Source organism: Rhizobium sp. KNZ14-9A, assembly GCF_056755015.1.
The window spans coordinates 2,056,806-2,076,559 of record NZ_JBPGXB010000004.1 but is presented as its reverse complement, the minus strand read 5'-3'; the positions used below and the strand labels follow the sequence as shown (position 1 = coordinate 2,076,559).

Sequence of the window (19,754 nt, the reverse complement as noted above, 5' to 3'; positions counted from 1 at the left end):
ATTCTGCAGTCGACGAAAGTATTCTCAAGGATAGGCATGAAAGATCAGGAACTGAATTTGGCAATCGGCCAGAGATTACGCTCCGTGCGCGCCGCTCGCGGCTTCACCCAGAGCGAACTCGCTGCGCATATCGGCGTCGCGTTTCAGCAGATCCAGAAATACGAGAATGGTACAAACCGCCTGTCCGTCGCGGTCATGCTGCGGTTATGCGACTTCATGAAAGTGAATGCCGGCTGGTTCATCAACGGCATCGAAACCGAGGCGGGCGCTGGCGTCGAGGACGAGGCAGCCTATCTTGCCAGGGAAATCGAGCGTATCTCGGATTTGAAGATCCGACGCGATCTGACGATGCTGATCCACTCCCTGGCCGCCACCGATGTGGCGAACTGACCCCGTCTCCAGTAGGAGAACCAACAGCAATCCATTTGCCTACGCGCGGCGCTCACCTGATGGGCGCCCTTCATTGAGCGGCCTCGCAGGCAAGCTGCGAGGCCGAAGCGTTCCTGACAGCTTCAGGCGGCGGTCGGATAACGCGCAGCGTACCAGGTCTTGAACAGGCGATACTGGTTTTCGAGGTGACGGCGCTGCGAGTTGCTCAGCTTATCGGTCTCGTTGAAGTGCAGCGTGTATTCCTTCTCGCCGTTCAGCACCATCAGATACTTGTAGTGCAGCACGAGATCTGGACCTTCGTCATAGGTCGACAGAACCATCAGCGCCTCTTCGAGCTCGCGGGCGGCGCTGCGGGCGGCCGCATCACCCTTGGCTGCCTGTTCGCAGAGCGAAACGAGATGCAGCACTTCCTTCGGCAGCGCGTTGCCGATGCCGGTGATGGCCCCGCCCGCGCCGCAATTAACGAAGCCGTGATAGACGCCGGTATCGACACCGACCATCAGCGTCAGCGCATCATCGCCCGACGTGATGTTTTCGGCCGCATAGGTCATGTCGCTCTTGCCGCCGAACTCCTTGAAGCCGACGAGGTTCGAAAAGCGCGAACGCAGATCGAAGAACAGATCGGCGCGCGTCGCAAAGCCGTAATAGGGGCTGTTGTAGATGACCGCCGGCAGGCCTTTGGCCGCTTCGAGAACCGCCGAGAAATGGTCCCTTTGGGCCGAAACGGACGAACCGCGCGACAGAACGCGGGGGATGACCATCAACCCCTTGGCGCCCACAGCCGCAGCATGGGCGGCATGGGCGACGGCCGACTTGGTGTTGACGGCACCGGTGCCGACGATAACGGGAACACCCGCCTCGACGAGGCGCTTGACGCCTTCCTGACGCTGCTCATCGGTCAAGAGCGGCCAGTCGCCCATCGAACCGCAATAGACGACGGCAGACATGCCGAGGTCGATCAGTTCCTTGCCCTTGCGGGCAAGCGCGTCAAAATTTGGGGTGCGGTCGTCATTGCATGGCGTCATGAGCGCCGGGATGCAGCCTTGGAATACGGAACCAGTCATCGCCAATCTCTCGTTCTCTGGAAAACTCCCCGGACAGCGGGGTTGATGAGGCATGTAGCATCCTGCCGACTTCTTGTCGACAAGAAAAATACAGGAAACGATTTTCCTTCAATGCTGAACGAGGCACTGCTCTTGTGGTGCGAGAATTTTGCGGGCGGCTAGAGCGCCAGCTTCGCGTTCTGGCGGGAATCGGCGGTGATGTAAGAGCGGATTTGGCCGACGATCTGATCAGCGTGGGCAGATGCCAGCCTGTCGGCCAGCGTGACGTCGCGATTGATGATCGCCTGGATCAACTCCTCGTGCTCGCCGACATATTGGCGCGGCAGCACATCGTTGAAGGAGGAATAGTAGAGCCTCAGAATGCGGCGACCTTCATCCAGCAGCCGGGTGAAAAGCTCGACGTAATATCTGTTCCGGCCGGCCTGGGCGATCGCGATATGGAAGTCGCGATTGGTCGAAATCATGCCGAGCACATCGCGGTTGCTGACCGCCGCCTCGAAAGCCTTCTGCTGCACAAGGATAGCGGCGATATCGCCTTCGGCGTGATTGGCAGCCGCAAGCCGGGTGGTGACGCGGTACATCAGCGTCAGCGCATCGAAAAATTCCGGCAGGCCGAGGAAATCGATGTTCGAGACGATCGTCGCGCGGTTGGTGAGCGTGGTGATCAGGCCTTCGGCGGCAAGCCGCACCAAGGCTTCGCGGATCGGCGTGCGCGACAGCGCAAAACGATCCGACAGCTGCTGTTCATCGATCGGGCTGCCCGGCGGCAATTTCAGCTCGATGATCTCGTTTCGAAGCGTCTCATAGACCGTCGATACGCCGGAGCCGCGCCTGTGCGTTTGCAGTTTTTCGGTCTCGTCCACGCGCCCATCGTCCTTTCAAGCAGCCGAGTTTACACCCAGTTACTAGCGAATCCGCAAAAGGACTTCAAACTTAATATACTTTCTGTCGGCAAGCGGAATTTTGAATGTTCCTATTACCTCGGCGGGGAGACGGCGGTGCCTCTATTCCTGTTTGCCCGGCTTGCCGACGCGCAACGCGTCACTCAATTCCATCCGCGCCGTGCCGATCAGCTGCTCCATGGCAAAACGCGCCGCATCTGGCCGCCGCATGCGGATGGCATCAAGCACGTCCTGATGCCGGGCGATGGCGTAATCATGGCTCTGGCTTGCCCGGTTGGTCAGACGAAAGCTTGCGAGCAGGGCAGCGCGAATAGCGGTGGCGAACTGGCGGAACACCCAGTTGCCACTGGCATTGATGATGGCGGTGTGGAATTCGAGGTCGGCCTGGCTCCAGGCCTCGTTGTCGCGGGCGTTGGCAGCCACCATGTCCTCGAAGGCTTCGGCGATCTGGGCGAGCTGCTTGGCTGTGGCGTTCGCAGCGGCCTGTGCGGCTGCTGCCGGCTCCAGAAGCTGGCGGGCATCGAGGAGCGAATCGTAAAAGCTGCGGTCGTCGCTGAATTCGAGCGTCGCATCGAGGACCATCGGATCAAGATAGTTCCAGTTCTCGCGCGGCAGCACGCTGGTGCCGGCACGCGTGCGGGAGCGGATCATGCCGAGAGCCGACAGATATTGCATCGCCTCCCGAAGGCTGGTGCGGCTGACGCCATAGACCTCGGAAAGCTCCGCTTCGTTCGGCAGCAGCGAGCCTTCGGCAATGTCACCGGATACGATCTGCCCGATGAGCTTCTTCAACAGCTCCTCGCGCACCGTGCGCCGTCCCTGCTCCAGGTTGGCTGATGTACTTCCCGTTCGCAGAAGTCCCGATCGCGTGCTCATAACGTCCCCCGTACCGCTGGTCTCGATGTCACCATGAGCAACGCCATGCTTTCTCATCAATGTGCAACCGCAGGCTCAGCCGGCTTCTCCCAAGAAATCTAGTCATCACGTGCGACTGCCGCGCCCGGCGGCCGACGAGCGCATATTGTCGAGCAGGACGGCGATCAGAAGAATAAGACCGCGCACCACATATTGATAGAAGGCCTGGATGTTGAGCAGGTTCATGACGTTTTCGGCAATGCCCATGATCAGCACGCCGACGATCACACCGGTCATCGCCGCGCGGCCACCGGCAAGCGATACGCCGCCGAGCACGCAGGCCGAGATGACGGAGAGTTCCAAGCCGGTTGCCGCATTGGGCTGGCCCGACGTGATGCGCGAGGCGAGCAGAATGCCGGCGATGGCGCAGACGAAGCCCTGCAGTGCGAAGATCCAGATGCGCATGGTGACGACATTGACGCCGGCAAGGCGCGAAGCCTCCGGATTGCCGCCGATCGCCAGCGTGTTCTTGCCGAAGACGGTGCGGTTCAGCACGAAGCCGAAGACGATGAAGAGCAGAGCCATGATCCAGATCGGCGTCGGGACCGTGAGAAAGCGCGACAGCGCCAGTTGGTAGAAGGCCGGATCGTTGATGCCGACGGCGCGGCCGTCCGACGCGATCAGCGCCAGACCGCGGACGATCTGCATGGTCGCGAGCGTTGTGATCAGCGCATTGATGCGGAAACGGGCGATGACGACGCCGTTGACGACGCCGACGATGCTGCCGCAGACGAGCGCTGCCAGCAGGCCAAGCGGAATGGAGCCGGTCGCGTTCGATACCATGACGGCGATCATGCCGGAAAAGGCGACGGTCGAGCCGACCGAAAGGTCGAAGTCGCGTGAGGCAAGGCAGAACATCATGGTGCAGGCGACGATGCCGATCGTCACCACCGATTGCAGCAGACCCAGCATGTTGCGTTCGGTCAGGAAGCTCGGCACGGTCAGTGAGACGATCACGAAGGCGATCGAAAAGATCACCACCAGACCCTGTTCGCCGAGAAGGATTTTTTTCAACGCGTTCATCACTGCTGTTCCTGATTTATATGGTACCGGCGGCATTCTTGTCGGGGAGGGCCGCGGTCAGAATGCTGCGTTCGTCGAAATCGGCGCGCGCCACGTCGGCGGCAACGCGGCCCTGGCACATGACGATGATGCGATCGGAAATGCCCATGACTTCGGGCAGCTCACTGGAGATGACGACGATCGCCATGCCGCCGGCTGCAAGCTCGTAGAGGATTTCATAGATTTCCGACTTGGCGCCGACATCGATGCCGCGCGTCGGCTCGTCGATGACCAGCACCTTGACGCCTTGCTCGGATAGCCAGCGGCCGAGAATGACCTTCTGCTGGTTACCGCCGGAGAGATTGATGATGTCCTGCTTGCGCGAGGGCGTGCGCACCCTGAGCTTGGCGATAAACTGGTCGGCAACCGAAGCTTCCTTCTTCGGGTTCAAAACGCCGAAGGGCGAGAAATGCCGGCGTGAGGAGATTGCGATATTTTCCTCGATCGAGCGGCCCTGAATGATGCCGTCGAACTTGCGGTCTTCCGGGCAGAGAACCATGCCGGCATTGATCGCCGCCTTCGGATTGCTTGGGGAGACAGCCACGCCATCAATCGCAACACTGCCCTGATGGCGGTGGTCGGCGCCATAGAGCAGGCGCGCCATTTCGCTTCGCCCGGCACCGATCAGGCCGAAGAATCCGAGGATTTCGCCCTTGCGGACGGAAAAGCTGATTGGGGTGCGGAGCTTGGAACCGGAGAGGGCCTTAACCTCGAGGCATACCTCACCGAGCGGGCGTTCGCGCCAGCCCCAGATATTGTTGATCTCGCGCCCGACCATTTCGGCGATGATCTGTTCGCGGGTCGTCTCGGCGACTTTTGGGTGGTGGGCGGCGAGCTTGCCGTCACGCAGGACGGTCAGGCTGTCGCAAAGCCGGAAGATCTCGTCGAGGCGATGAGAGACATAGAGGATAACGGTGCCCTTGGCCTTCAGCTTGTCGATGAGGGAAAACAGGATATCGCTTTCGCGCGACGAGAGCGACGAGGTCGGCTCGTCGAGCGCGATGACGCGCGCATCGAGCATGACGGCCTTGGCGATCTCCACCATCTGGCGGGCGCCAATCGAAAGTGAAGACACTTTTGCCGAGGGATCGACGTCGATACCGATCTCATCGAGCCTGGCGCGAACGGTTTCGACCAACGTCTTGCCGTTGATGACGCCGGCCTTGCCGGGAAAGCGCCCAAGCCAGAGGTTTTCGGCAACCGTCAGTTCCGGAACGAGCTGGAGCTCCTGATGGATGACGATGACGCCGGCATGGAAGGCATCGCGAACGGAGCTGTATTTCTGCTCGAGGCCATCGATGAGAATGCTGCCTTCATCGGCTGACTGGTCGCCCGAGAGTACGCGGATCAGGGTGGACTTGCCGGCGCCGTTTTCGCCCATCAGCCCGTGCACGGCGCCCTTGTCGACGCCGAAGGAGACGTTGGACAGCGCCTGGACCCCCGGATAGCCCTTGGAAATGGTTTTGAATTCGAGGAAAGCCATCGTCGCTCCGTCGAGAATATGCCCGGCGGCCGAAAATGCCGCCGGGATGAAATCATCATCAGAGGATGATTATTCGATGCCGAGGTCCTTGCGAACCTTTTCATAGTCGCCGCGCAGCGCCAGCGAACCAGAGGTCAGCGTCACCTTTGCCGGCTCCTTGCCGTTGGCAATCCAGTCATACATGTCGAGTGCGGTTTCATAGCCGTGACGCTTCGGCGAGATGATGACCGTGCCGAAGAAGCCGGTCGCAGACGGCTTCTTGAATTCGTTGATCGCCGATTCCGCGCCACCGATACCCACACCGATCATGTTGTCGGTGGGAATGCCGACCGATTCAGAGGCACGCACTGCGCCGAGCACGGCCTCGTCGTTAAGGCCGAAGGCGACCCAATATTTCACGTCGGCATGCTTGTTGAGAACGGTCGTCGCGGCATTGAGTGCCGCTTCCGTATCGGTCTTTGCCTGCGGCGCATCATAGATGTTTTCAGCCGGGAAGCCGGCGGCCTTCAGCACCGAGATTGCGCCTTCGACACGGTCGACGGCGGTCGGAAGCTGGTCGTAGGAGACGCGAATTGCGCCGACAGTCTTCATGTCCCAGCCGCGCTTCTTTATTTCGTCAACGATTGCCTGGCCGACGCCTTCTCCGATCTTGGTAGCTGAAATGCCCATATGCGGCACGTCCTCCAGCGGCTTGCCATCGGCACCCACCAGACGGTCGTCGACCGTCATCAGCTTAAGCTGGTTGGCGGCGGCCTTGGCGACGATGCCGGGGCCGAGCTTGACGTCAGGCGTGCAGATGATGAAGCCCTGAGCGCCCTGCGCACCGAGATTGTCGATCGCCGACTGGACCTTCTCCCCATCTTCGGCACCGATCTTGACGACGGTGAAACCCTTTTCCTTGGCGGCCTGGTCGGCGAATTTCCATTCGTCCTGGAACCAGGGCTCTTCCGGCTGCTTCACGATGAAACCAATCTTGACATCCTCCGCCAAGACGGAGCCGGCGGCCAAAACGGCAAAGGCGCCAGCGAGGATGGCTGCTTTGAAGAAGCGCATAATCTCTCTCCCTAAAATCTCGATCTGCCGCTCACTCGGCAGCAGCCATTGAATAAAAAGAAACATCATACCAGTCAAGATTTGTGTATGATTATTTATGCGATTCAGCGGGTGAAAAGCCGACTAAATTCATATTGGTGCGGCGCATCTCGCTGAAATCAGCAGAAACTTAGGCCCGAACGCCGCCGGATAAGAAAAATAAATCCTATCTATATTGACAATCAATCGACCGATAATAGGGTGCCGCCACAGTCCGGATCAGCCTCGATCCGTGGGGAAGGCATTGTTTCATGGCGATCATCGATTTGCAGGACGGTGCACTTTCGGCCCGTGTTTCGACGACCGGCGGTGCGCTCCTTGATTTCTCCTGGATGCGGGATGGCCGCAAGATTCCGCTTCTGAGGCCGGCAGCCGATGATGCCGATGCGCTGTCCACCGCCTGCTATCCGCTTGTGCCCTTCGGCAATCGCGTGAGGGGCAACCGCTTCAGTTTCGAAGGACGCGACTACAGCCTTCAGCCGAACACGTCCTGGGACCCGCACTACCTCCATGGAGACGGCTGGCTGGCGGAATGGGCGCTTCTTTTCGAGAGTGCCACAGACGTTGAGATCGGTTTCCGCCATCGGGCGGACGGCACGCCCTATAGTTATGAGGCGAAGCAGAGCTTCACATTGTCGGGAGAGGGGCTGAAGCTGCATATGAGCGTGGAGAATACCGGTGAGGCGGCCCTGCCCTTCGGACTCGGCTGGCATCCGTTCTTTCCGCTGACGGAGGGCACGACACTTCTTGCCGAGGCACAGCGCTTCTGGACCGAAACGGAGGGCTGGCTGCCAGGCGAACCGGCCGAGATTCCTGCCGATCTCGATTTCTCGCGGCCGGCGCCTCTGCCGCACCACTGGATCAACAACGGCTTCGAGGGCTGGAGCGGCAATGCGCGCATTACTTGGCCGGAGAGCCGTGCCACGCTTGATCTGACCGCAGACCCGATCTTCCGCCATGCGGTCATCTTCCTGTCGGACAAGCGCTTCGATCCCGGATTCCGCCGCGATTATTTCTGCTTCGAGCCGATGTCCCATCTCGCCAACGGGCATAATCTTCCCGGGTTTGGCGATCTCAAGGCCTTGCAACCGGGCGAAAGCCTGGAAGGTTCGATCCGCATGCAGCCGCACGAAATCTCCTGATCACCAAGAACGAGCATAAAGAGGAAACAGACGATGCCAAACCGCCTTTCCGGAAAACGGGTCTTCATCACCGGCGCAGCGCAAGGGATCGGACAGGCGATCGCCGAGGCATATGCCGCCGAGGATGCCCGCCTCTTCCTCGTCGACCGCGATGAAACGCTGCTCGAAGAGACAGCCGCAGCACTCGCATCAAAGGGCACTGTACTTGGCTTTCAGGCGGCCGACATCACCGATGCTTCGGCTATAGAGGCGGCCGTTGGCAAGGCGAAAGAGCAGATCGGCAGCATCAATGCCCTCGTCAACAATGCCGGCGTCAACATTTTTGCCGAGCCTCTGCAGACGACAGACGAAGAGTGGCAGCGCTGCTTCGACATCAACCTCAAGGGCGCCTGGCACTGCTGCCGTTCGGTTCTGCCGCACATGATTTCGGAAGGCAGCGGGGTGATCCTCAACATCGCCTCGACGCACGCCTTCACCATCATTCCCCACACCTTCCCCTACCCGCTCGCCAAACATGCGCTGCTCGGCATGACCAAGTCTCTTGGTATCGAATATGCGCCCCAAAACGTGCGGGTGAATGCGATTGCTCCCGGCTACGTCTCGACCCAGAAGGTCATCGATTACTGGAACAGTTTCCCTGATCCGGAAAAGGCCAAGGCCGAAACGATGAAGCTGCATCCGGGTGGGCGTATCGCCACGCCGCAGGAAATCGCCATGGCCGCAGTCTTCATGATCTCGGACGAATGCACCTTCATGAATGCCACCTGCCTGACGATCGACGGCGGCTTGAGTGTCATGCAGCACCAATAATAGCGGGCCTTTTCTCCTCTCTCAGTGGCCTCAGGTGTGAGCGCTCATAGCCATTGTCTAGTTTTTGCGCAGCAGCATTACTTGACACAATTTTGGGCGCTCCATAGAGTTTTATCCATCTGGTAAAAAAGAGGGGAACTCATGAAAAATCAGATCGCTATCTCCCGCCGCACGGTGCTCGCCTCCGGCATGGCACTCGGCGCGACCGCCTTTGCACCCAGGCTCTGGGCGCAGGAAAAACTCAAAGTTGCCGGCATCCATGCCTCGCCAGTGGAAAATGCCTGGAACTCCTGTCTGCACAAGGCGCTGCAGGACGCCGCTTCCGAAGGCGTGATCGAGTATGTCTTCTCCGAAGGCGTTTCGGGCACCGACTATCCCCGCGCCATGCGCGAATATGCCGAACAGGGTGCAGCACTCATCGTCGGCGAAGCCTATGCCGTCGAGCGCGAAGCCCGTCAGGTTGCTGCCGATTATCCGAAAACCGCCTTCATGCTGGGTTCGAGCGGCGAAGCATCGGGCGACAATTTCGGCGTCTTCGGCACCTGGAACCATGACGGCGCCTATCTCGCCGGTATGCTCGCCGGTAAAATGACGAAGTCCGGCATCGTCGGCTCGGTCGGCGCGCTGCCGATCCCCGAGGTCAACATGCTGATGAACGCTTTTGCCGCCGGCGTGAAGGAAGTCCGCCCGGACGCAAAGCATCTGGTCGCCTTCATCGGCACCTTCTTCGATCCGCCAAAGGCGCGCGAAGCGGGCCTCGCCCAGATCGACGCCGGCGCCGACATCCTGTTCGGCGAACGTATCGGCACAGCGGACGCCGCCAAGGAGCGCGGCATCAAGTCCGTCGGTTCGCTGATCGACTATACGCCGCGTTATCCGGACACCGTCTTTGCCAACGCCATCTGGGGCTTCCGTCCGATCCTCAATGCAGCGATCGCCGATGTGAAGGCCGGCAAGCCGACCGGCAACAATTACACGCGCTTCGGCCTGATGAAGGAAGGCGGCAGCGATATCGTCTACGTCAAGGGCGTCGCACCGGCGGACGCCGAAGCGGCGATGGAAGCCAAGCGCGCCGCCATCAAGTCCGGCGCCTTCGAAGTGCCCATCATGCCCGAGGAGCCGAAATAAGCCGGCATCCGCATGAACGGGACTGATGCAAGCAAGGGCTCGATACCGGGCGGCGACGCGATTGCGCTCGCCGCCCGGATCGGGAGCGGTGCACTTGGTTGTGCCGAGGCGATGGAGCAGGCGATTTCAGCCGCCAGGACCAACGAGGCGCTTGGCGCGATCTGTCATCTCGACGAAGCGCTGGGCATGGCGAATGCCACGGCGCTCGACCACGAATTCAGGGCCAATCACGCGACTTTTTCCATCAGGCGCTTTGCCGGCGTGCCGGCGCTTGCCAAGGATCTCGGCGGCCCGTTCAAGGGCCTGGCCGTTCGCGCCGGCTCGCGGCTCTTCGACGGGATGCTGGACGCATCGGCTGATTCTGATCTGGCGGCGCGCTTCCGGCAGGCCGGCTTCACGCTGTTCGGCCTCACCACCAGCCCGGAAGTTGGCCTGTCGCTTGCGAGCGAGCCGACCCGCGGGCCTGTCTGCCGCAATCCGCTCGATCCCTCCCGCATGGCAGGCGGTTCTTCCGGCGGTGCGGCCGCAGCCGTCGCAGCGGGTATCGTCGCAATCGCCCATGCAACGGATGCCGGCGGCTCGATCCGCGTGCCCGCGGCATGCTGCGGGCTCGTCGGCCTGAAGCCCAGTCGCGGCGCCATTCCCGGCGGACCAGGGTTCGGCAATCATCTCGGCGGCATCGCCAGCGAGCTCGCCGTCTGCCGTTCCGTTCGCGACGCAGGTGCGATCTTCGAAGCCTTGCGCGGAAAACCCGCCGGTCCCTATGCGGAACCGGCCCTCGAGAAGAACGAAAAACTCCACCTGCGCATCGGCCTGCTGACGCAGACCAGCAGCGATTTCCCCACCGAGCCGGCACGCCAGGAAGCCGTCGAAGCCGCGGCCCGCAGCCTCGAACAGGACGGGCATGAGATCGTCACCGTTGAATGGGAGCGGCTTGCAGCAAGCGTCGCTGCAAGTGCTGCCATTTTCGCAGATATCATTTCGATCAATCTGGCATGGCTCGTCGAAAGCCTGCATCTCGACGTTTCGAAAGCTGAGCTGCTGACCGCCGCCTTTGCGGCGCGTGGGGCAGCGCTTGAGCCAACCGCGCTCTGGCAGGCCCTCAGCGCCATGCCGCATGTCAGCCATGATCTCTGGCGGCTGTTCGACGGCATCGATTGCCTGCTCACACCCATGCTTGCCACAGCGCCGCTGCCGATCGGCTCTTTTCCGACCGATCATCACGACACGGAGCTGCATCTGAACCGCATGGCGCGCTTTGCGCCGCTCGCCTGCCTTGCCAATATATCCGGCTTTCCGGCGCTGACCCTGCCTTATGGACACGATGCGGACGCAATGCCGCTTCCCCTTCAGCTAATGGCACCGATGGGCGGGGAACCCATGTTGCTTGCCCTTGCCTCGCGGCTGGAAGCGGAGCAACGTTGGATCCATCCCCATGCCATTGCGGGACTTGCCCCATGACATCAGCTCCCGTGCTTCAGCTTGCCGGCATCAGCAAGCGCTTTGGCGCCATCCAGGCCAATGAGGATATTTCGCTGAGCCTCGCCAAGGGCGAAGTGCTGGCACTGCTCGGCGAAAACGGCGCCGGCAAGACGACATTGATGAGCATCCTCTTCGGCCACTATGTACCGGATGCGGGAACCATCCATATCGAGGGCACCGAATTGCCGGCCGGCCGGCCGCGGGCGGCGATCCGGGCCGGCATCGGCATGGTGCACCAACATTTTTCCCTGGCGCCGAACCTGACGGTGCTCGAAAACGTCATGACGGGAACGGAAAAGCTCTGGTCCTGGAAGTCGGAGAAGGCGGCCGGCCGCGCTAAACTGATGTCGATCTCTTCGCGCTTCGGCCTCGACGTCAATCCAGATGCCCGGCTCGGCGATCTCTCGGTCGGCGAACAGCAGCGCGTCGAAATCCTCAAGGCGCTCTATAACGACGCCCGTATCCTGATCCTCGACGAGCCGACGGCGGTCCTGACCAATATCGAGGCGGAACGCCTCTTCCAGACGCTTAGGGGAATGGCCCGCCACGGACTGTCGCTGATCTTCATCTCGCACAAGCTGGACGAGGTGATCAGCGCAGCTGACCGCGTCGTCGTGCTGCGCAGCGGAAAGGTCGTTGCCGAACGGCTGACCGGTCGGACCAGCAAGTCCGAGCTCGCAGAACTCATGGTCGGCAGGCGGGTGACGCGCCCGGTGCGCGAGGCGTCAACGCCCGGTGCTGTCGTCTTCGAAGCCGTCGGCGTCACCGTTTACGACGGCGGCCAGGAGCGGCTGAAGGATATCAGTTTGCAGCTTCATGCCGGCGAAACGCTCGGCATTATCGGCGTCTCCGGCAATGGCCAGGCGACGCTCAGCCATCTCGTCAGCGGACTTGCCGGCTGGAGCAGCGGCGAGATCCTGCTGTTCGGACAGCCGGTCACCGAGATCGGCGTCGAAAGCCTGATTACCGCCGGCATTGGCCGCATACCTGAGGATCGCAACAAGGAAGGCGCGATCGGCGAACTCGCTGTCTGGGAAAATGCCGTGCTGGAGCGCATCGCCGCGCCGCGCTTTTCGCGTCACGGGCTGGTCGACCGTAAGGCCGGCATGGCCTTCGCCCAGGAGATCATCGCAGAATTCGATATACGCGGTGGCGGCCCGACGACACGCACGCGGCTTCTGTCAGGTGGCAACATGCAGAAACTGATCCTCGGTCGCAACCTGCATGACAGGCCGAAGATCCTGATTGCGGCGCAGCCGACACGCGGGCTCGACGAAGGCGCCGTCGCCGCTGTCCATGCAAGGATATTGCAGGCACGCAAGGAGGGCACGGCCGTGCTTCTGATATCAGAGGATCTGGACGAGGTGATCGGCCTTGCCGATCGCATCCAGGCGATCGTCAAGGGGCGCCTGTCGCCATCGATCGATGCGGAAAGTGCCGATCCCAGAAAACTCGGTCTGATGATGTCAGGCGAATGGACGTCCGAGGTCCAGCATGCGTCTTGAACGCCGCGATCACCGTCCGCTCTATCTGGTCGTGGCAGCGCCCATTGCCGCCGTCATCGCCGCACTCGCCATTGCCGGCATCCTGATTTCGCTTGCCGGCGCCCCCGTGTTCGAAGCCTATTGGCGTATCCTCACCGGCGCCTTCGGCACGCGGCTTTCGGCGACAGAGACGCTGACGCGGGCCACACCGCTGATGCTGACCGGCCTTGCCGCAGCCGTCGCCTTCCGCGCCCGGCTCTGGAATATCGGCGCCGAAGGCCAGTTCTATCTTGGCGCCATTACAGTTGCCGCACTCGGCTCCAAGCTCTTGGCCGGACTGCCCGCAGCGTTGCTTATCCCCGCCTTGCTGATTGCGGGCGCCGTCGCCGGCATGGTGCTGATCCTCGTGCCGCTGTGGCTCCGGCTGCGCTTTTCCGTCGATGAAGTGGTGACCAGCCTGCTTTTGAATTTCGTCGCCCTGCTCTTCGTTTCCATGCTGATCGATGGTGTCTTAAAGGATCCGCTCGCCTTCGGCTGGCCGCAATCCATGCCGGTTAGCGATCATGCGCTGCTACCGAAGCTGGTGGCGCGTTCGCGGCTGCATGTCGGCTTCATCATCGCCATCGTCATTGCGCTCGCCGTTCACCTCCTCCAGTCACGCACCGTCTTTGGCCTGCGCTCACGCGCAGCCGGCCTCAATCCCGCCGGCGCCGCCTTTGCCGGCGTGCCGCTCGCCATGACGTTGGTGAAGGTCGCCTGCCTTTCCGGAGGGCTGGCGGGTCTTGCCGGCGCAATCGAGGTGATGGGCGTGAAGGGCTATGTGACGACGGATCTGTCGCCCGGGTTCGGCTATTCCGGCATCATCGTCGCCATGCTCGCCAACCTGCACCCGATCGGCGTGATCTTCGCCGCCCTCTTCACCGCCACGATGTTCGTCGGCGCCGACGGCATGAGCCGGGCACTCGGCATACCGACCTATATCGCCGACGTGACGGTGGCAGTTTCTCTGCTCACCATGCTTATTGCCCTGTTCTTCACCCAATACAGGATCCGCAGATGATGGCTCTCATCGACATTGTCTCATCCGCGGGCCTTTGGGCCGCTGTGCTGCGCATCGCGACACCGTTGATCTTCGGCACGCTCGGCGCGCTGCTTAGCGAAAGGGCGGGTGTGCTCAATCTCGGCATCGAAGGCATCATGACCTTCGGGGCGATGATCGGCTGGCTTGCGGTCTTCCACGGCGCCGATCTCTGGACCGGCCTTCTCGTCGCGGCCTTCGCCGGCGCGGTCTTCGGGCTGCTGCATGCGCTTTTGACCGTGACGCTCGGCCTCTCGCAGCATGTCACGGGCCTTGGCATCACGCTCTTTGCCTCCAGCCTCAGTTATTTCGTCTTCCGCCTGGTCGTGCCGCTTGCCGGCACCCCACCGACGATTGTGCCCTTCCAACCGCTCGACATCCCGCTTCTCTCTGGCTTGCGCTTCCTCGGCCCTGCCCTCTTTGCACAGACGGCGCCGACTTATCTGGCGATCCTCCTGGCGCTTGCGATGGGCTATCTGATCTTCCGAACACCACTTGGCCTGACGATCCGTATGACCGGCGAAAATCCGCATGCGGCGGAAGCCCAGGGCATCAATCCGATCAGGATCCGCTATGGCGCAATCATTGCCGGAAGCGCGCTGATGGCCGTCGGCGGCGCCTTCCTGACGCTCGCAGCCTTCAACAGCTTCTTCCCAACCATGGTCCAGGGACGCGGCTGGATTTCCATCGCGCTCGTGGTCTTCGCCTCCTGGCGGCCAGGCCGGGCCCTCTTCGGCGCGCTGCTCTTTGCCTTCTTCGATGCCTTTCAGCTGAGACTGCAGACGGTGCTGGGAGGGTATGTGCCCTATCAGCTTTTCTTGATGACGCCCTATCTCCTGTCGATCGCAGCCCTTGCCGTGATGGCACGGCGCGCCCGCGTGCCGCAGGCGCTTATGCAGCCCTATCGCCGCGGCGAGCGCTGATTGCCATGTTCAAAATCCTCAACAGACCGGTGCCGCCATGTTTGACCTGATCATCAAAAACGCAAATCTTCCCGATGGCCGCAGCGGCATCGATATCGCCATTCAGAAGGGCAAGATCGCCGAGGTCGCTTCCAGGATCGATGCCGAGGCGGCCGAGGAGATCGATGCGAGCGGCCGCCTCGTCAGCCCGCCTTTCGTCGATCCGCATTTTCATATGGATGCAACGCTCTCGCTTGGCCTACCGCGCATGAACCGCTCCGGCACGCTGCTGGAGGGGATTGCGCTCTGGGGTGAACTGCGGCCAATCCTGACGCGCGAAGCCTTGGTGGAGCGGGCGTTGCGCTATTGCGATCTCGCCGTCTCGCAGGGGCTTCTCGCCATCCGTAGCCACGTCGATACCAGCGATCCCAGGCTGGTGACTGCTGAAGCGCTGATCGAGGTGCGCGAGAAAGTCGCCCCCTATATCGACCTGCAGCTCGTCGCCTTTCCGCAAGATGGCTATTATCGTTCGCCAGGCGGTGTTGACGCTCTGAACCGCTCCCTCGACATGGGCCTCGACATCGTCGGCGGCATTCCACATTTCGAACGCACCATGGCTGATGGTGCGGCCTCCGTCGCAGCTCTTTGCCGCATCGCTGCCGATCGTGGCCTGCCCGTCGACATGCATTGCGATGAAACCGACGATCCGCTGTCACGCCATATCGAGACGCTGGCAGCAGAGACGGTGCGGTTCGGTCTGCAGGGTCGCGTTGCCGGCTCGCACCTGACGTCCATGCATTCGATGGACAATTATTACGTCTCCAAGCTCATTCCGCTGATGGCGGAGGCGGAGATCAACGTCATTCCCAATCCGCTGATCAACATCATGCTGCAGGGCCGCCACGACACTTATCCGAAGCGGCGCGGCATGACGCGGGTGCGCGAACTGATGGAAGCCGGCCTCAACGTTTCCTTCGGCCATGACTGCGTGATGGACCCCTGGTATTCGATGGGTTCCGGCGACATGCTGGAAGTCGGCCATATGGCGATCCACGTGGCGCAGATGGCCGGCATCGAGGACAAGAAGAAGATCTTCGACGCGCTGACCGTCAACTCCGCCAAAACCATGGGCCTCGAAGGCTACGGCCTGGAAAAGGGTAAGAATGCCGATCTCGTCATCCTTCAGGCGCGCGATCCGCTGGAAGCGCTGCGGTTGAAAGCGAACCGGCTGATCGTCATCCGCCGCGGCAAGGTCATCGCGCGAAGCATGCCTCGCTTGAGCGAACTTGAGATCGAGGGCAGACCGGCACGGCTAGACGCATCGGATTTCCATCCTAGCCTACCGGGCTGACAACGGGTTTCTTTAGGAACGAAGCGCCGTTGCCGGTCCGACCATATCCTGATCCCCGAGCGCCTGCTCTCGCCCGGTCGAGGCGGCGCGCCTTTGCGGTTGTCGGGGCGTCGCATTCGACTCAGGGACAGATGCGGACTTCCTCACTTGGCGCAAAAATTGCTTTTCATGAGCGATGGAGAACACCATATGCTCGACATTGACCCGCGAATATTCTCGATAAACCGGCCGTCGCTTCAGCAATACAAAGCGTTCGTTCAGCGCGACTTCATCATAGAGACCTACCACAGCTCGGCCGGCGAAATGGTCTCACGAGGCTCACTTCACAGGATCTCGATCAACCGCACCGCTCACCGGAGGTATGCACACCGATATGGTTCGGCGAAGTTCAGATTTGTCGACAGACCGTCCTTCACGCTAGGCTTCCAGCCGGCTTCGATAAATTTCGAAGTTGAAGGTGACGCAGCAGATTACATATCGATCTTCCAGGCTCCGAAGCTCTACGAGAATCTGGGCTTGAGAGATTTCGATCCTGACCGCCTCAATGACGATGCACTCAGTGCCGCATCGGACCCGACCACCTTGCAGGTGGCCCTTTCGCTCGCTGCAGCCGTCGAGCAAACAGATTGCGCGGACCCTCTCTTGATGGAGCATCTTGGCATGGCGCTCGCGTGTTCAGTCGTCAGGCTCCTGGGGCCAAAAGCGCCTGTCGGGATGCGGTCGATCACGTCGGAAAAGCTGAAGCGGGTGACCGAGTATGTCGAGGATTACCTTTATCGTGCCGACCTCAACGTCGACGAGTTGGCCGGCATAGCTCACATGAGCCACTTTCATTTCAGCCGCGCGTTCAAGAAGGCCGTCGGGAAGCCGCCACACCAGTTCATACTCGATCGAAGGATTGAGAAGGCTCGAATTTACCTGGCTGATGGCAAGGAAACACTCTCTGAGATCGCCTATGCCATCGGCTTTTCCAGTCAGGCACATTTCTCAAGCGTATTTCGCCGGATGGTTGGCGTAACTCCCGCTAACTATCGCAGGTCATTCCAATGATCGGCGCTGATGCAGAGAAAAGCAGCTTTGCGAAAAAATAGCGCACGATTTTGAAATCGCACCCCGCGTTTGCAAGACACACTCTCGACAACAAGGGAGTATCGAATGTCTGCCTTCGCGCAAGTTAATCCAATCACCGATATTTGCTTTCTGGTCGAAGACATTGACCGGGCAGTGGCTTTCTACGTCAATAGCCTCGGCTTCAAGCCACGCCGGCGCGCTCCAGGCTTTGCCGATTTCAAGGGTGCGGGCGTTACCCTCGCCCTTTGGGAGATCGACCATATTGCTCAAAATACCGGCGTATCCGGCCTGAAGGCACCGCACGGTGTTCACAAAGCCTGCGCCGCGATCGAGCTTTCTTCTCCCGCGGCCGTGGACGCAGCCTACGCCGAATTGGCAGCTGCCGGCGTCACCTTCCACGGGCCTCCACAGGATTACAGCTGGAACGCGCGCTGCTGCTATTTCGCAGATCCTGACGACAATCTCTGGGAACTCTATGCCTGGGCCGAGGGCGGCCCTGTGGGCGATCTCGATTAAACAAGTCTCTGCCGCCGATTGCTGGCAAGGGCGTTAACAGAAGGGGAATGGCGATGACGATGAACCGACGCAGATTTTTGGCCAACGGTGCGCTTACGCTTGCTGCCCTATCCGGCGGCCTAAGTATCTTTACACCCATCAGAGCGAACGCCCAAAGCGCAAAGGTTGTCATCAAGTACGACTGGTTGATGAGCAACGGTCAGATCGGGGACATCGTCGCCGCGAAGAAGGGGTTTTTCCAAGCTGAGGGCCTGGAGGTGGAGTTTTCCCCCGGAGGTCCCAACTCCGCGACCGTGCCTCCGGTCGTTACCGGCCAGGCCGGGCTCGGCCAGTTCTCGGACTCGGCGCAGTTGCTGCTCGCACGCGCCTCAGGGGTACCGATCAAGATCATCGCCTGCGGATTTCGCATGGCGCCTTTCGCGTTCTACTCGCTGCCGAAGGCGCCAATCCGCGCTGTCAAGGATATGGTCGGCAAACGCATCGGGATTCAACCAACCGCCCGTTACGTCCTTGATGCAATCCTTCTCAAGAATGAGATCGACCCGTCGAGCCTCACGATCACAAACATCGGCTTCGACATGACGCCGTTGACGACGGGCCAAGTCGATGCGGTGACGGGCTGGATCACCAACACCCAGGCTCTATCCGTTATCGGGCCTGACCGGATCGATTTGATGATGAAGGATACGGGGCTTCCATCTTATGCCAACGTCTATTTCGCAACCGACGATGCGATCGACAAGCACGCCGACACGCTTGCAAAGGCAATGCGAGCCATAGCCAAGGGCTGGTCATGGACGCACGAGCATCCGGAAGACGCGGTGAAGCTCACGGTCGAAGTCTATCCGCAGCTTGATCTGGCGGTGGAGTTGAAAACGATACCGCGGATCATGTCGCTGAGCTTCGATGAGACGACGGCAAAGGATGGATGGGGTACCTTCGATCCCCAGGGTATTGCCGAACAGATCTCTGTCTATGGCAAGGTTGGCCAGTTCAAGTCCGGCCCACCAAAGCTCGATGACTGCTTTTCGACCGCCATACTGGAGATGACGGCGGCAGACCGTCCGAAGATCGGATGAACCCTGTGACAAACGAAATTGCAATCGAGGCGAGGAGCCTTGGGCTCGGCTATCCGGGATCGATGCAGCCAGTTCTGGAGGGAGTTGATCTCAGCGTCGCCAAAGGCGAGTTTCTGACCATTCTTGGCCCGTCCGGATGCGGTAAGTCGACGCTCCTTCGCGCAATTGCCGATCTGCTGCCGCCGATCAACGGCCGGCTTTCCGTGCTTGGGAAGTCGGCGGCGCAAGCGAGGAGGCAGCGGGAAGTCGGATTTGTGTTCCAGGAGGCTACCCTGCTTCCCTGGCGCACAGTGCGAGACAATGTTTGCCTGCCATTGCAGGTTGGAAAAGGCCGCATAGCCAAATCGGTCGAGCCAAGGGCCGACCATTGGCTGGAGCTGGTCGGCCTTACCCATCTATCGGATCGCTATCCAAACCAGCTTTCGGGCGGGCAGCGCCAGCGCGTTTCGATTGCACGCGCCTTGCAGTGCGAGCCGGACATCCTCTTGATGGATGAGCCCTTCGGCGCGCTCGACGAAATCACACGCGATCGGCTCAATGATGAGCTTCTCTCCATCTGGCGTCGGACACACGCGACGATCCTCTTCGTGACACACAGCATTGCCGAGGCGATTTATCTCGGAGGGCGCGTACTGGTGCTTGCAGCAAACCCTGGCCGGTGCCAGGCCCTCATCGATCTGGCATCACTGAAGGACGAAAACGGTGTCTGCCGCAGGGAAAGCCCGCAGGCACAGGAGATAGCAGCGCAACTGCGCCAACTGCTGCGCGATGGTGGAGCGTAATCCCTTGAAGAGAGAACAACT

At 60.8% G+C, this 19,754-nt stretch carries 19 protein-coding genes; 13 read left to right on the top strand and 6 right to left on the bottom strand.

Translation table 11 applies throughout. The annotated features are described in order from the left end of the window. Positions 1–36: 36 nt before the first annotated feature. Complete coding sequence (locus ACR9ZQ_RS39845; protein WP_481430688.1) at positions 37–390, top strand: helix-turn-helix domain-containing protein; 354 nt, start codon at positions 37–39, stop codon at positions 388–390. 122 nt (positions 391–512) lie between these two features. Here the strand turns inward: ACR9ZQ_RS39845 and ACR9ZQ_RS39840 are convergent, their stop codons facing one another. From ACR9ZQ_RS39840 to ACR9ZQ_RS39815, 6 genes are all read right to left on the bottom strand, one after another. After that, positions 513–1,454 (bottom strand): dihydrodipicolinate synthase family protein, encoded by a 942-nt coding sequence (locus ACR9ZQ_RS39840; RefSeq protein WP_481430687.1) that lies wholly within the window; start codon positions 1,452–1,454, stop codon positions 513–515. Between the two features lie 158 nt (positions 1,455–1,612). Next, on the bottom strand, positions 1,613–2,317 hold the full coding sequence (locus tag ACR9ZQ_RS39835) for a GntR family transcriptional regulator (RefSeq protein ID WP_310380490.1): 705 nt from the start codon (positions 2,315–2,317) through the stop codon (positions 1,613–1,615). Positions 2,318–2,458: 141 nt separating this feature from the next. Continuing rightward, positions 2,459–3,232 carry a FadR/GntR family transcriptional regulator gene (locus ACR9ZQ_RS39830; protein ID WP_025668963.1) on the bottom strand — a complete coding sequence of 258 codons (774 nt, stop codon included), beginning with the start codon at positions 3,230–3,232 and terminating at the stop codon, positions 2,459–2,461. Between the two features lie 105 nt (positions 3,233–3,337). Continuing rightward, a complete protein-coding gene (gene araH, locus ACR9ZQ_RS39825) occupies positions 3,338–4,294 on the bottom strand; it encodes an L-arabinose ABC transporter permease AraH (RefSeq protein ID WP_310380485.1) in 957 nt (318 codons plus the stop codon). Positions 4,295–4,310: 16 nt separating this feature from the next. Beyond that, on the bottom strand, positions 4,311–5,816 hold the full coding sequence (gene araG, locus ACR9ZQ_RS39820; protein ID WP_481430686.1) for an L-arabinose ABC transporter ATP-binding protein AraG: 1,506 nt from the start codon (positions 5,814–5,816) through the stop codon (positions 4,311–4,313). A 69-nt stretch (positions 5,817–5,885) separates the two neighbouring features. Then, positions 5,886–6,869: an arabinose ABC transporter substrate-binding protein gene (locus ACR9ZQ_RS39815; protein ID WP_310380483.1), complete on the bottom strand. Its 984-nt coding sequence runs from the start codon at positions 6,867–6,869 to the stop codon at positions 5,886–5,888. Positions 6,870–7,159: 290 nt separating this feature from the next. Here ACR9ZQ_RS39815 and ACR9ZQ_RS39810 point away from each other — a divergent pair, with 290 nt between their 5' ends. From ACR9ZQ_RS39810 to ACR9ZQ_RS39755, 12 genes are all read left to right on the top strand, one after another. Beyond that, on the top strand, positions 7,160–8,050 hold the full coding sequence (locus ACR9ZQ_RS39810; RefSeq protein ID WP_481430685.1) for an aldose 1-epimerase: 891 nt from the start codon (positions 7,160–7,162) through the stop codon (positions 8,048–8,050). 33 nt (positions 8,051–8,083) lie between these two features. Next, the gene (locus ACR9ZQ_RS39805) at positions 8,084–8,860 is read left to right on the top strand and encodes an SDR family oxidoreductase (protein WP_481430684.1); all 777 of its coding nucleotides are present in this window, start codon (positions 8,084–8,086) and stop codon (positions 8,858–8,860) included. Between the two features lie 141 nt (positions 8,861–9,001). After that, complete coding sequence (locus tag ACR9ZQ_RS39800) at positions 9,002–9,988, top strand: BMP family protein (RefSeq protein ID WP_481430683.1); 987 nt, start codon at positions 9,002–9,004, stop codon at positions 9,986–9,988. 12 nt (positions 9,989–10,000) lie between these two features. Beyond that, positions 10,001–11,449, top strand: a complete 1,449-nt coding sequence (locus ACR9ZQ_RS39795) for an amidase (RefSeq protein ID WP_481430682.1) — start codon at positions 10,001–10,003, stop codon at positions 11,447–11,449. Then, a complete protein-coding gene (locus ACR9ZQ_RS39790; protein WP_481430681.1) occupies positions 11,446–12,975 on the top strand; it encodes an ABC transporter ATP-binding protein in 1,530 nt (509 codons plus the stop codon). Before ACR9ZQ_RS39795 ends, ACR9ZQ_RS39790 begins: the two co-directional genes overlap by 4 nt. Continuing rightward, positions 12,965–14,014 (top strand): ABC transporter permease, encoded by a 1,050-nt coding sequence (locus tag ACR9ZQ_RS39785; protein ID WP_481430680.1) that lies wholly within the window; start codon positions 12,965–12,967, stop codon positions 14,012–14,014. The genes ACR9ZQ_RS39790 and ACR9ZQ_RS39785 overlap by 11 nt, the downstream gene beginning before the upstream one ends. Continuing rightward, on the top strand, positions 14,011–14,955 hold the full coding sequence (locus ACR9ZQ_RS39780) for an ABC transporter permease (protein ID WP_481430679.1): 945 nt from the start codon (positions 14,011–14,013) through the stop codon (positions 14,953–14,955). The genes ACR9ZQ_RS39785 and ACR9ZQ_RS39780 overlap by 4 nt, the downstream gene beginning before the upstream one ends. Before the next feature lie 37 nt (positions 14,956–14,992). Continuing rightward, a complete protein-coding gene (locus tag ACR9ZQ_RS39775) occupies positions 14,993–16,285 on the top strand; it encodes an amidohydrolase family protein (protein WP_481430678.1) in 1,293 nt (430 codons plus the stop codon). 189 nt (positions 16,286–16,474) lie between these two features. Further along, entirely contained in the window at positions 16,475–17,335 is an 861-nt protein-coding gene (locus ACR9ZQ_RS39770; RefSeq protein WP_481430677.1) for a helix-turn-helix transcriptional regulator, read from the top strand. A gap of 105 nt (positions 17,336–17,440) precedes the next feature. Further along, positions 17,441–17,872, top strand: coding sequence for a VOC family protein (locus ACR9ZQ_RS39765; RefSeq protein WP_481430676.1), 432 nt, complete (start codon positions 17,441–17,443; stop codon positions 17,870–17,872). A 53-nt stretch (positions 17,873–17,925) separates the two neighbouring features. Next, positions 17,926–18,951, top strand: coding sequence for an ABC transporter substrate-binding protein (locus ACR9ZQ_RS39760; RefSeq protein ID WP_481430675.1), 1,026 nt, complete (start codon positions 17,926–17,928; stop codon positions 18,949–18,951). Positions 18,952–18,956: 5 nt separating this feature from the next. Next, entirely contained in the window at positions 18,957–19,733 is a 777-nt protein-coding gene (locus ACR9ZQ_RS39755) for an ABC transporter ATP-binding protein (RefSeq protein ID WP_481430674.1), read from the top strand. Positions 19,734–19,754 lie beyond the last annotated feature (21 nt).